Origin of the sequence: Propionibacterium cyclohexanicum, from assembly GCF_900111365.1 — a bacterium.
Taxonomy (GTDB): Bacteria; Actinomycetota; Actinomycetes; order Propionibacteriales; family Propionibacteriaceae; genus Propionibacterium; species Propionibacterium cyclohexanicum.
Genome location: NZ_FOGZ01000039.1, coordinates 1 through 12,236, shown reverse-complemented (window position 1 = coordinate 12,236; position 12,236 = coordinate 1). Strand labels below are relative to the sequence as shown.

Genomic DNA, 12,236 nt, shown 5'->3' with positions numbered 1-12,236 from the left:
TGGGCTTCCGCAACCTCACCAACTACATCGCCAGAAGCCTGCTCGAGACAGGCGGATTCAGACCCCAACTACACCCTCGATTGGGATGAGCCCGTTAACGGCACTGAGGCGATGGCGAGGAGGTGGAGGGTTCAGCTGCGCTTGGCCCGCCTCCGATGGGAGGCTGCGCTCCAGCCGTGGCGCATCGGATTTGTCGGTGCCTGATCGGCCGGCCGGCGCATGAGCTGGAGACCATCGAGATCAACAACGTCCCAATCGTGCCGATGCACTTTGAAGGCCAGCCGCTGCTCACTTTTCGTGGAGTAAATGAGAATCGCGCGGCCGTCCTTGCACATCTCCTCGACGCGTGACCACAGGAGATCGCGGATTCGTGCCGGAAGATGGCCGATGAACACTCCTGGGCTGATTTCCAGGAGCCATCTGGTCAGATGCCCTCGCAATCCGGCAGGGCAAGCAGTGAGGACGATGACTACCATGGCGGCGCCTCGCCCCATGACTTTCCCGCCTCGACGGTGCCGAGCTTGTCATCCCACAGCTCCAGCACGTCCCACCCGTAGGTTTCGTCATCACCGCCGTCGGCTCCCAACACCCGGTAGATGTCGCGGACACATCGGGTGAGCAGCTTCGCCTCGAACATCTTGTCCCGCATTGCGCGCCGAGTCTCCGCGGAGATGTCCTCCACCCCGGCTCGAGAGATCACTTCGAACGCGACCGGTACTGCAATCTCCGTCTTGTAGAGATCCGCAATGTCGTACACGAAGGAGCGGTCGTGCCCGACGTGCACGAAACCCAGACCCGGTGACAGCCCCAACGCAACCGTTACTGCCTGAACTAGACCGTACAGACAGGCCGTCGCTGCCGTGAGAGCCTGATTTGCATCGTCCGATGCCTCATAGTCTTGGGGCTTGTAGCTTCGCCTGTCCCATTTGACACCGTATTTCGTGGCGGCGTCGCGATATACCTGACGGACCCTGGCACCCTCATGACCTCGAAGCTGCTGCATGGTCAAGCCCGCGGTCACATCGTCGGGAAACCGGATCTCGTACATTCGCCGCGCCACCTCCAGACGCTCGGCACGGCTGGATACCGAGGCCGCCTGAAGGTCGAGGAGCCTGGTACCGCGGGCAAGTGGCCTTCCATGCGCGTAGTACCGAACACCCTTCTCACCGACCCACACAGTGGTGGCGCCGCTGTCGGCGAGAAGCATCATTGCCTGATGTGACACATTCGTACCGGGTCCCAACAGCAGAGCACCAATAATTGCTGCAGGAATGTGGATTATTCCCCTCTCGTCGGTGGCTGTGATCGCATTGGACTCGCGGTGCACCAGACACCGTTCCAGATAGACGAAACTCAACCGGTCCTGGGCGCGCGCCAATTCCTGGACCTCAACGGGGCGCGCACCCGGGATGGGTTTCGGCATCGAATCTCCCTTCGTGGTCAGTGGGGAGGTGCCAGTGTCAGGAGACCGCAGCCATATCCCTTGGCCGGACCGATGCCATTGGTCAGTACTGCTCTCAGCAGATTCGGGTCGTTGACCTCGAGAACGCCGTCATAGGTTGCTGTGGCCACCGTGACAATACGGCCAGTGGCCCCGGGGCCACGCCGGAATCGCAATACATCGCGACCCGTAACCTGGGCACGTGCCTGTCCGTCATCATCGAGCGGGATAGTGAATCCATACCGCGCAGCGCGCTTGAGCAACCATTCCAGCTGCTGGCCAGCAGTGACATGGGCATGGCGTTTCCCGCGTTGTCCCCCCTGCCCGGGGCGCTTCAAGCTGACTGTAGGATTTGCGGTGAGCCGGAATCGCCACACTCGCCCCGCCGACAGTCCGGCGAGGAATGCGCCGTAGTCCGCGCTGCGGCCGGCACTTCCGGTATCCCAGCCCGCCTGCTCGTTGAGCGCGGTGAGGTCGGGCCGCAATGGGCTGACGATCATGAGGCTTGTCTGGTGATTGCTCGGCCCACGATCCAATCGCCACAGTGTCCGAGCGTCATCGGCTGAATACTGCCCTGGGGGGAAGCACCCCAGCACGGCAGCATGAATGCGTTCTGCCGAACCGATAAGACGCTGGGCTGATCGGCGCCCCGTGTTGATATCGAACTGGGTGAGGAACATTCAGTGACCTCCTAGGGCTGCAAACCAGTCAGGCGCGTCATCGCCATCCGGATTCGCCATCGCCAGGCGATCCGTGGCCACCGTCCGCCAGCCATACGCGCGCCGCGAGGGGTCGAAGCTCAGCGGCACATCTCGGATCGTGTCGCCGAGCTGCCCGGGGGCCGCGTCGAGGACGATTGGCAACTGGACCGATGTGGGCCGGCGCCGTCGATGCCATGGACTCGCATGCCAGGGCTCCGCCCGCAGCGCCGACTTGAGATCGGCGTGCCGAAGTCCAAGGCTGATCTGCCCCTCAGCTGGGCAGGAGCGGCGTCCCAGGTAGAGCGGGAATTCTGGGCTTCGAATAGCCGCGTCGAGTCCCTCTAGGAGGCTGCGATCTCCCTCGACGCCGGCGACGAATACCGCGTCCGACAGGTAGAACCTGTTCGACAGTGGCATGGCCTGGGCATCGCCGCTGGTGTCGAGATGGGCCCAATCGTGTGCTGTCTGGAAGTCACGGACGACGGTGCCAGGCTGATCGGTTCGCACGCCGAATCGCAAGGAGAGCAGGTCCTCGATCGTTTCCGTACGACGGCGCCCTTCGGCTGCGGCGAGGAGACCAAGCACCCCGCTCTTCGTGGGCTCACGGCGAGTGCTGCGGATCTGGAACCTGCTGTCGGCCCCCCACGACTGCAATGGGCCCGCCAGTCGCAGCAGTAAAACGCTCACGCTGCGCCCTTGTCGAGAACCTGGGAGACGGCATCACGCATCTGGGTCAACAGTTCGTCCAGTGGAAGCGAGGTTCCCATGGACTCAATCGCCTTGGTGCGTTCTCCGACGTGCGCTGTGAAGGAGGCGACCGGTGTACCGAGAAAGGCCTTCTCGCTGTGCCCGGCATAGTCCGCCAGCGCCTCACAGGAACCCCGCACGAATCCAGTGCCGTCTGCGGTGACCGGCTCCTCGAAGGCGCCTACGAAGCTCGCCGAACGGCCGGCCCGGAGCTGCACGGCCACGGCATCGGGGAAAGTGTTGTTCGCGAATGTGTTCTGTTTCCCTGTTGGCATTGACATGATGAAACCGCGGGCAAATGCGGCTGCCGCCTGCGCAGTGAGCTGCTTGTCGCCGAGATTGTGTTCGAGCTCGGACAGGTCGACGGTGGCGAATCGGTACAGTGTCGAGGAATTGAACTCGATATTCCCGATCATCCCGGCTCCGGCGTCGTCTTCGGGAAGCTTGTAATCGTCGACCGCGGTGAAGTAGTCGGACTCCGTCTCCACTGCATGGGTGCTGATCGCATGCGCCACCTGGACTGCCGAGTCCACGTTGAGATCCTTGGAGTCGGCAACCATGCGTCCGAACAGAGCCACCTCGATACCGTGATCACTGTTCGCGGCCTTCTTGGCCTCACGAGGCGACACCTTGTCCGTACTGGTAGCCGCCAGTTCTGCAAGCCGGGCAATCTGTTGACGTGAGTAGAATACCAGGTATTGGGTCTGCTCGATCGGGTCCTTGTCGGAGCCCTCTCTCGCCCGGGGCTTCTCCGCCTTCAGCTTCAGGGCACTCACTACAGCGAGCGCCCGCTCCCGGCGCTCGTTCTCGGGGATCTCGGGGTGTGCTTCCGCAAGGCGCTCCATGATGAGCTCGACGACCCGTAGCGTCCGGGACCCCCGCTGCTGCGCAGGCAGCGTGTCCTTGAAGGACTTGCGCACCGCCTTCTTCCAGGCCTGGCTGCTCACGCGCGCCCGGCGGATGCCTCCGTACAGGGCGGTCTTGGGGGCGCCGGTGTCGTCGCGATTGACATTGCTCGGGGGAACAGATTGCAGCACGTGAATATCGAGATAATAAGCGGTCATTGTGAGCTCCTTCGGTGAATACCGACAGTTAGTTTTCAGTGTTCTGTGCAGCAGGTTCCATGTGGTGAAGTTGCCGTCCCCAAGAGAGCACGGTGTCCCGGGAATGACCGGACTCGATGCTCCACAGGTCGGCAGCGAGCCGGCCATAGTCCAGCCCGACCGATTCACTCCTCAGCAGCGTGACGAGTCCCCGGAGGTTGTCGAGCCGGATGGCAGATGACTGCGCACGGCATAGGTGCTGGAAGCGCGACAGGGTTCCCGGGTCCCAGTCCTGCCCGCCGGATCGCTTCTGGGAAAGACTCCGGACGGCCTGCCCGAGCCCGATTCCGCTGCGGTGCATAGGCTCGGGACGCGATTGTTGATGGATCGCGTACAAGACGAGTGCTGCATGCACTGCGCGTTCCGCTGGTGAAGCGGGGGCATTGCCGCGTCCTTGCAGGTTCTCCGGGAGCGTCCCGATGGTGACATTCCACAGGCCGGGGTCGGCGCCCGGAGCAGTGATGTCCGCGTGGCGCAGAGCGGCGAGGATTCGCACCGCGGCTGATTCGCGTGGCTGGCGCGTATACCCACTTTGCAAAGGAATGATCGTGCTCGTCGTGGCGTGCGACACCGCCAACCATGGTCTTTCGCTCATGCCTGTCCCTTCATTTGGTAGTCACTATGTCGCTCGACGCGGGGACACTGCCGGGTTTCTGGTCTCCATCGGCGATGGGTGTTGTCTTCATCAGGTGCCGGGTGAATCGTCGCCATGCCTCGGCAGTGTCCATGAGCGTCGTGCGATCGGTGTTGGGAATGGGCACCACCCTTCCGGTGAGGGCGCTGGCACCTGCGTCACGGCAGAGCTGGAGGCCCTCTCGATTGATGGTGTCCCGGACCGCCCGGTGCCAGGCCGTCTTCGCCTCGTGGGTCTGCGTGTCAGCGGACAGGTGGGCAAACCAATCTCGGAACACCGGGTCAATGGCCGAGAATGCGGCGTCCCATGCGTGCGCTCGATCCGCGTCCGGCTCAGTTCCTGCGGCCGACGCCAGATCGCTGGCCAGATTCGCCAAGCAGATGGCGGCGTCCTGGGCGGTCTGCGCCGCCTCGATGGCGAGGCGTGCCAGTGCGTCCTCCCCGAGTAGGGCAATGGATGTGGGCAGGGAATCGTCGACCGTGGCGGCGATGATCGAGCTGTTGGACCCGTATTCGATACCGATGGTGCGGATGCGGATCATCTGGGTGGGGGATAGCAGTTCGCTCTGACGGGCCTTCGCGAGCCATTCCAGGACATCTGGGCGGATCGAGCTCTCGTCGGTTGCCTTCATAAGCAGTGGCTCCAGACCGCGCCAGATCGCCCTTCCGGGCTGGTGCGTCCTGGGCATGTAGATGTCTTTGCCGGCCTTCTTCGATTGTGGAGTGCTGTAGCGCCAAGCGGTCTGCGTCTCCTTACGGAGCAGGCTGCTCCACTGGGTCTTGTCACCATTACAGAGCAGGACGTCGACAATGTGCCCATCGTGCTCGATCAGCCGTACCCTTCGTGACTGCCAGGTGAACAGATCAGCTGGTCCAGTGGGAACCGGGTGGCGGACGTCCTCCTTCGCGTTCTGTGGTTCGCGTTCCCAGATCGACGTGTCCTCGCGAGGATCAGTGGGCACAACGAGATTGAGGAGGAGGGTTTGCAGCAGGGAACTGCCTTCGACGATGACCAGTCCCATGTTCCCGGTGATTCCGGTGCCGATCGGATATCCCTTCCCATTGCCCACTCTGGGGTCCCCGACAGCGCCGGACTTGATCCCCGACACGTCGAATGCGTGAACGTGCACGAGCCATCGGGCCGCCTCAGCGAGGCTCAGGGACTGGATGCCCTTCCCGTCACGCGTCGTGAAGAACTTGGCACCGGATGGGACTTCGGAGATCAGCTTGACCAGTCCCGAGGTCTTGTTCGTCGAGGTGTGCAGATCGGCTACCTGCATGAATGGCTTCTCCGGGTCAAGCAGGTCGAAGCGATCGGCGTACCGATCGAGATAGGCGTCAATCTGCTCCAGCGGAAGTGACTGCTCCTCCCACCACTGGCCCCACTGGAGAATTGCCTCGTCTTCTGAGCGGCGAGCGGCAGTGGCGCGCATCGCGATTGCTTGCAGGCAACGCTGAATTGCAGCCATCTGGGTTGGGATCTCTCCGCCCAGTCCCGAGTAGTCCTGGGCATGGTGAAAGGCGTCTCGGATCGATACTTCCCGAACGGAATTGTCAGGTTTCCGCACGACGATCCACGGTTCGCTGATGAGGTTGAAGTGAGAGGTCATGCTGCGGCTCCAGTTCGTCCTAATGGTTCGACGACAAGTCCTAGTTCGGTGGTGTAATGAATGGGATGTCCAGCCAGCGAGGCGCGGCCGTCCTCATCGAGGACGAGCGCGAGTTGACCCCTTAGCCACGGTGAGGCCTGCCAGCCGCTGAGATCGAGAGGGGCAGATTCCAGATCGTCGATGACACGATCGACGATCCAGCGCCCCGACAGCGAGTGGGGGAGCGACACAGTGCACGAGGCAGCTGCTCGGGCCCATGCGGCGCTCGGAGTACCGAGTTCCATCAGCTCGGACGAGTGATCGCCGATCCCATCGGGCAGCCGCACGCCGCCGTCCTCACCTTTGATGAGGACGATCACGTCGATGGAATCTTCGGTGTCCCGCACCTGGCGGAAGCCGTGGGGATCGTCCGGATCGGACGCGGCGGCATTGATCAACCCGTCGAGGTTGCCGTCGTCGACCGGATCCTTGAGGAGAAATGACTCCGCCCGATTTACGGATTCGATCCGCAGCGACTCCGCCCGTTGCGCCGCAGCGTTTGCGGTCGGCTGCCAAGAATCTGGGACTTCGGGGTGATTGCGGTAGCAGCGGGAGACGATACGGGGAATATCGGATGGCAAGGTGATTCCGGTATCGACGACGTCCATGAACGCGGCTGCGGCGCGCAGCAGCGGGTCATCGCCGTAGACCGCCCGACTCCCTCGAGAAAGCTTTGGTGGTGTGGTACTCCAGTTGTCCACACCAGCAAGATAGCACCGGGCGACTTCCAGTCCGCGAGGGCGCACCCGTTGATGCCTGTGCAATCTGCCGATTCGTTGCAGGACCAAGTCGCCGGGGGCAATGTCGGTGATCAGCAGGTCAAAGTCAATGTCCAATGACTGCTCGAGCACTTGGGTTCCGACGACCACGATCCGTTCGGGCCGGCATGCGCTGTCCCGCCCCAGTCGGGCGATGAGTTCCGCTTCCTTTGCTGCTCGATGCGGAGCAAGGAAGCGTGAGTGCACGAGCACCACCTCGCAGTCCAGCTCTTGCCGCAGCAGTTCGAAAGTCGCCTGCGCCCGACCGACGGTGTTGCGGATCACCCCCGCGCACCCGCCATTGATCAGTTCGCGCCTCACGGTGTTCACCAAGGTCTCGAGGGAATCGTCGAGGGGCACCACGTCCACGTGGGTGGGGGTTGTCTGGGTCGGGACTGGGGCGCTCACCACTGTCGACGATGCAAGAGTGAGAAGGGGGTACGCGTTGTCGGTGTCGGGGACGTCCGCCGGTTCACCGCCCGTGTACCCCTCCGTATATGCGGCGACCAGTTCCTGCCGTTGGGCCGGTGGAAGCGTCGCGGACATGAGAATGACAGGTGTGTGGTAGCAGCCCAACCACTCCAGCACACGCTTCAGATAGGTGCGCATGTATTCATCGGCAGCATGTACCTCATCGATGATCACCACCTTGCTGGCGAGCCCCAGATGCCGAAGGACGACATGCTTCGCCTTGAGCCCGGCAAACAGCGCTTGGTCGATGGTCCCTACGACATGGTTGGCCAGAATGGCTCGTTTGCGGCCCATGAACCACGAATGCACCAGGGCTGAAGCCTGGGCGCGCGAGCCATCCTCGGCAGCCGATTCGTCATACAATTCCACGCTCTGATTCCACGGCATCAAGCCCTGGTACTCGTCATTGAGCCCGGCTTTGGAGTGCGCGAGGCTGATGCTCGCCGTGTCCTGCCCAGGAACCTGGTCCAGCCAGGCGCGCACCCGTGAGAACATCGGATTCGATGTCGCCATGGTCGGCAATCCGAAGAAGACTCCGCCCATCCCAAAGCGTGCTGCCAGGACCTCCGCTGCCAGTTGGGCGGCTTCGGTCTTTCCTTCTCCCATGGGCGCTTCGAGAGCAAGAAGACCTGGAGCCGTCATAGAGCGTGCCGCCTCGAGTATGGCGGACTGGATTGCGTTGGGATGCGCGTCGGGGATAGCGGGGAAACGCATTCGGAAGAGGGCATCGGCGTCCTGGGAAGGGATTCGGGGCGACCATGGTCCAGGCAGCCGGAGGCGGGCCATGGCCGATCTCACGCGGCGATCGGTGGGTGATGGCTCGCCGTAGGGAAAGAGATTCTCGTTGCTGGCGATCCAGTCGGCCATGATCACTAAGGCCTCGGTGAGCACCTGGATCGTGATGGGGATGCCCTTGTCAGCCCAGCGTGGAAGGTACATATCGGCGCCAGTGAGTTCAGCCATGCGGTCGCAAATCTCATCGCGAACCTCGTGCCATGGGCCAGGCTCTGCTTGGAGGACTGCTTGTGCGTCCTCGATCTGGGATGCTGTGGGGTTGTCTCCGTGGTGGCCGCCGATGATGCAAGTGAGTCGGTTGGCGCGTAGCGGTTTCGCGTGGAATCGTCGTTTCAGCCACGACTTCAGATGGGCTTGTCCCAGAACTGCATGGGGCTGTGGGTGCGGGATCCGAGCCGGTCCCACGAGGCCCTGAGTGGCCATGCGTCCGCACAGATGCCCCATTCCCACCAGCTCGGCCTTGAAAGCGAAGTGGGTGGACGCCTTTCCGAGATCGTGAACGCCTGCGCAAAAGGTCAGGAATGCGACGGCAGCCTCTTCCGTGTCGAAACACTGGATGAAGAGAGAACGAATGTTGTCTGGCTGCTTGCTCCACAGCTGCTTGATGACGCCGGCCGAGTCCTCGAGATGCTGGGGCAGTGATAACGAGCGGCCAGTACCGGGATTAGTCTTGCCCCAGCAAGCCGAAGCGGCCTGCGACCAATCGTTGCGCACCTTGCTCCTCCTCGTGCCGGCCTGACCCGGTTTTTCGGATGGTTTCTATTTGTTGATCATGCCGCTTCCGCAGCGGGGGTATGGAGTCGTTCGGAATTGACGGGACTGAGGTTACCGTGGGCGGTGTCTTGCGGGGTTGGATTGTAGAATCCTTCAGTCCACTCGGCCATTGCCGATGTCAGTTCGCCCGCCGATGTCCAGTTTGAGTCATCGGGTAGTTCGCGTTGCATGGTCGACCAGAACGACTCGATAAGGGCGTTGTCGACGGACGAGGCAAGGCAGCCCATCGAGCCGAGGAGCCCGGCCTGGTGAAGTCGGTGCCCGAAGAGCCATGAGGTGTATCGAGCTCCTTTGTCGCATGGACGACTGTTCCGGGTGCGGGGCGGCGTCGCCAGCGGGCCCATGTCGAGCGCGTCTACGATGATCTCGACAGTGATCCGGTCCGGGATCGACCGGCCGACAATTTGACGAGAGAAAGCGTCGGCGGCGCAGTACTCCCAGCCGTCTCGCGCGCGGTGCTGGGTGATCTTCCCGAACCAGAGTCGGTTCGGCTCCGAGGCTCGGAACTGCCGCTTCACGAGATCCTCGTGCGTCGCGGTGTCCGGCTTCCAACTCCATCGCTTGCGAAGGTGCGACATGCCAGAATATCGATCTTCAACTCCAGCACGCAGTTCCGGAAGCGGAGTTCGACCAGTTTTTTGTGCTCGTCGGTCGTAACGCCGGACTTGCGGGCGGCATTGATCGGGTCGTGATTCATCCAGTTCCGCAGGCACGACTGACTGATACCGAGATCGCGGGCGGTCTTGGCGACTGGGTTGCCCTGTCTGACCAGATCGAGGGCACGACGCCGCAACTCTGGTGGGTGAGCAGCAGGCATCTCATGAACTCCTTCCGAGACGATCGTCACCTCACTCAAGGTGCCCGGGAGATCGGGTCAGGCTCCAATCGCCATGTCTACCTGCCTGGAGTGGCCTGCTCCGCCCTAACGGACAGAACCAGCAAAGCACTCCGGTGGCTGGATGTCAACGGGAACAACCAAGGTTCATTCATGATGATTCGACAAGAACAAGCCTCGGTGCCGCTCATGGGGCTTGGGTTCCCGTGCACCCCGGGGCGCGCGGGAACCCAAGCCCCAGCGGATCTAGCAGAGGCGCCACCATGACAACCCCCGAAGAGTCGGGGAGGGATTTCATCCTGGCGTACAACGCGCACAGCCAAGTGGCTCACCCCGCATGGGCGGGAGGTGCCCGGCGCGGATCCGATGGCACGCCAAGGCTCATGCTCTGCTGGCACGAACCGACGATAGCCGACGGAGAGAAGTAGGCACAGCGCAGGGCTCACCCCGCATTCGCGGGGAAGACGCTGGGCGGTCCCGGGTTGGTGAGTGGGCGCAGGGCTCACCCCGCATTCGCGGGAACGACGTCGGAGGTCGGGGAGCTCACCGCCCCTGGCCTTGATGCCGGCTCACCCCCGCATTCGCGGGGAAGACTGTTCCCTGTCCGGAGCAGCCGCTGCCGAGCGGTGGTCGAATGCGCCCGTGGTGAGCGCGTCCACCGCTGTCGGGGTGTGCCCGCAGGCCTCAACGATCGCCATCCCCGTGGCCACCGCCTGGCGCAGCCCCTCGGCGGGGATTGTCAACACGACCTGCGCACCCCCCTGTGGGGCGGCAGCGAGGACACCACTCCACTCGGCGAACCGGTCAAGGTCGAAGGCCTCGGGGTCGACTTCCCCGATCCCCACGGTGACGTTCCAACTGGTACTCATTCCTGATCCTTCCCATGCGAGATGATCGTAGGCGCCCCGGATGGGGCCGGGCTCACCCCCGCGTTCGCGGGGAAGACCGGTGCTCCCAGTAGTTCACGGCGGTGTCGGCGGGCTCACCCGCGCATTCGCGGGGAAGACGCTGGCCCTCAAACGCCTCCTCGATTCCATCGGGGCTCACCCCCGCATTCGCGGGGAAGACTGCCGAACCCGGCTGACCAGCACGCGAGCAGCGGGCTCACCCCCGCATTCGCGGGGAAGACGGGCGGGCCGCGACGATGTATTGCAGCCACTCCGGCTCACCCCCGCATTCGCGGGGAAGACGCGGGAGCGGGAGCGGGATTATCTCGCGTCATGGGCTCACCCCCGCATTCGCGGGGAAGACCTTATGCGGGCGTCGTTGAGGCGGGCGTAGAGGGGCTCACCCCCGCATTCGCGGGGAAGACACGATCACCCCAGAGGTGGGGCGATGACGAGCGGGCTCACCCCCGCATTCGCGGGGAAGACCAGGGTGGTGACGGTGCGGGGCGTGCACCGCGGGGCTCACCCCCGCATTCGCGGGGAAGACAGCATGTCCGGTGCTTTGTCTTCTCCGACGGGGGGCTCACCCCCGCATTCGCGGGGAAGACATCCACCATGCGGCCGCGACCGGGTCGTACAGGGGCTCACCCCCGCATTCGCGGGGAAGACTGGCAGTGGCGAGTGATGTTGACCAGCTGGTTGGGCTCACCCCCGCATTCGCGGGGAAGACTTACCATCCGAGCCACTACACGGGCTTCGGCGGGGCTCACCCCCGCATTCGCGGGGAAGACCGCGACATCGAGGCCAGCGCGCAGACGCATGACGGCTCACCCCCGCATTCGCGGGGAAGACCCAGATCGGCGCTCGGGGGCTCGTGTGGGACACGGCTCACCCCCGCATTCGCGGGGAAGACTATCCGAACAAGCGCCGTGTGCGAGCCGCTCGCGGGCTCACCCCCGCATTCGCGGGGAAGACCTTGCCAGCATTTTTCTGCCTCGTCTCATATCAGGCTCACCCCCGCATTCGCGGGGAAGACGTGGTTTCGGTCTGCTTCGATTGCTTCGGATAGGGCTCACCCCCGCATTCGCGGGGAAGACATATCCTGCCAGATATTGTCACCCCGGTAGGAGGGCTCACCCCCGCATTCGCGGGGAAGACGGAGTACTTTGCTGTTTCTGTCTTCTGGGACTCGGCTCACCCCCGCATTCGCGGGGAAGACCCGACCACATCGAGGCCGGGCAAACCATCACCCGGCTCACCCCCGCATTCGCGGGGAAGACCCGCACCACGGAATCCGGTCATCACCGGGAAAAGGCTCACCCCCGCATTCGCGGGGAAGACTCTCGGGGCTCTTCCCAGATGAGGGTGTAGGCGACGCAGCAGCCGTGGTGGGAGGGCGCGGCGCGTCGGTGCCCGGATAGTGGCCGAGGCCTTCCGAGGAT

At 63.4% G+C, this 12,236-nt stretch carries 11 protein-coding genes and 1 CRISPR repeat array; all 11 genes read right to left on the bottom strand.

Annotated elements, in window-relative coordinates:
* Positions 1 to 131: 131 nt before the first annotated feature.
* A complete protein-coding gene (gene cas2e, locus BMX93_RS12290) occupies positions 132 to 476 on the bottom strand; it encodes a type I-E CRISPR-associated endoribonuclease Cas2e (RefSeq protein WP_091971526.1) in 345 nt (114 codons plus the stop codon).
* Complete coding sequence (gene cas1e, locus BMX93_RS12285; RefSeq protein ID WP_091971523.1) at positions 470 to 1,423, bottom strand: type I-E CRISPR-associated endonuclease Cas1e; 954 nt, start codon at positions 1,421 to 1,423, stop codon at positions 470 to 472. Before cas1e ends, cas2e begins: the two co-directional genes overlap by 7 nt.
* A gap of 17 nt (positions 1,424 to 1,440) precedes the next feature.
* Positions 1,441 to 2,121, bottom strand: coding sequence for a type I-E CRISPR-associated protein Cas6/Cse3/CasE (cas6e, locus tag BMX93_RS12280; protein WP_091971521.1), 681 nt, complete (start codon positions 2,119 to 2,121; stop codon positions 1,441 to 1,443).
* Positions 2,122 to 2,829 carry a type I-E CRISPR-associated protein Cas5/CasD gene (gene cas5e, locus BMX93_RS12275; RefSeq protein ID WP_091971518.1) on the bottom strand — a complete coding sequence of 236 codons (708 nt, stop codon included), beginning with the start codon at positions 2,827 to 2,829 and terminating at the stop codon, positions 2,122 to 2,124.
* Positions 2,826 to 3,953: a type I-E CRISPR-associated protein Cas7/Cse4/CasC gene (gene cas7e / locus BMX93_RS12270; RefSeq protein ID WP_091971515.1), complete on the bottom strand. Its 1,128-nt coding sequence runs from the start codon at positions 3,951 to 3,953 to the stop codon at positions 2,826 to 2,828. The genes cas5e and cas7e overlap by 4 nt, the downstream gene beginning before the upstream one ends.
* A gap of 28 nt (positions 3,954 to 3,981) precedes the next feature.
* Complete coding sequence (casB, locus tag BMX93_RS12265; protein ID WP_091971513.1) at positions 3,982 to 4,587, bottom strand: type I-E CRISPR-associated protein Cse2/CasB; 606 nt, start codon at positions 4,585 to 4,587, stop codon at positions 3,982 to 3,984.
* 10 nt (positions 4,588 to 4,597) lie between these two features.
* Positions 4,598 to 6,235, bottom strand: coding sequence for a type I-E CRISPR-associated protein Cse1/CasA (gene casA, locus BMX93_RS12260; RefSeq protein ID WP_091971509.1), 1,638 nt, complete (start codon positions 6,233 to 6,235; stop codon positions 4,598 to 4,600).
* A complete protein-coding gene (locus tag BMX93_RS12255; RefSeq protein WP_091971505.1) occupies positions 6,232 to 9,012 on the bottom strand; it encodes a CRISPR-associated helicase/endonuclease Cas3 in 2,781 nt (926 codons plus the stop codon). The genes casA and BMX93_RS12255 overlap by 4 nt, the downstream gene beginning before the upstream one ends.
* Before the next feature lie 56 nt (positions 9,013 to 9,068).
* The gene (locus BMX93_RS12250; RefSeq protein WP_091971502.1) at positions 9,069 to 9,590 is read right to left on the bottom strand and encodes a DDE-type integrase/transposase/recombinase; all 522 of its coding nucleotides are present in this window, start codon (positions 9,588 to 9,590) and stop codon (positions 9,069 to 9,071) included.
* Positions 9,587 to 9,919: a helix-turn-helix domain-containing protein gene (locus BMX93_RS12245; protein WP_143052916.1), complete on the bottom strand. Its 333-nt coding sequence runs from the start codon at positions 9,917 to 9,919 to the stop codon at positions 9,587 to 9,589. Before BMX93_RS12245 ends, BMX93_RS12250 begins: the two co-directional genes overlap by 4 nt.
* Before the next feature lie 557 nt (positions 9,920 to 10,476).
* On the bottom strand, positions 10,477 to 10,776 hold the full coding sequence (locus BMX93_RS12240; RefSeq protein WP_091971496.1) for a hypothetical protein: 300 nt from the start codon (positions 10,774 to 10,776) through the stop codon (positions 10,477 to 10,479).
* Positions 10,777 to 10,825: 49 nt separating this feature from the next.
* Positions 10,826 to 12,135: a CRISPR direct-repeat array (repeat unit 28 nt; unit sequence GGCTCACCCCCGCATTCGCGGGGAAGAC).
* Between the last annotated feature and the right edge of the window lie 101 nt (positions 12,136 to 12,236).

Coding starts and splice junctions, on each gene's coding strand:
- cas2e (WP_091971526.1), bottom strand. CDS start 476: ATGGTAGTCATCGTCCTCACTGCTTGCCCTGCCGGATTGCGAGGGCAT.
- cas1e (WP_091971523.1), bottom strand. CDS start 1,423: ATGCCGAAACCCATCCCGGGTGCGCGCCCCGTTGAGGTCCAGGAATTG.
- cas6e (WP_091971521.1), bottom strand. CDS start 2,121: ATGTTCCTCACCCAGTTCGATATCAACACGGGGCGCCGATCAGCCCAG.
- cas7e (WP_091971515.1), bottom strand. CDS start 3,953: ATGACCGCTTATTATCTCGATATTCACGTGCTGCAATCTGTTCCCCCG.
- casB (WP_091971513.1), bottom strand. CDS start 4,587: ATGAGCGAAAGACCATGGTTGGCGGTGTCGCACGCCACGACGAGCACG.
- casA (WP_091971509.1), bottom strand. CDS start 6,235: ATGACCTCTCACTTCAACCTCATCAGCGAACCGTGGATCGTCGTGCGG.
- BMX93_RS12240 (WP_091971496.1), bottom strand. CDS start 10,776: ATGAGTACCAGTTGGAACGTCACCGTGGGGATCGGGGAAGTCGACCCC.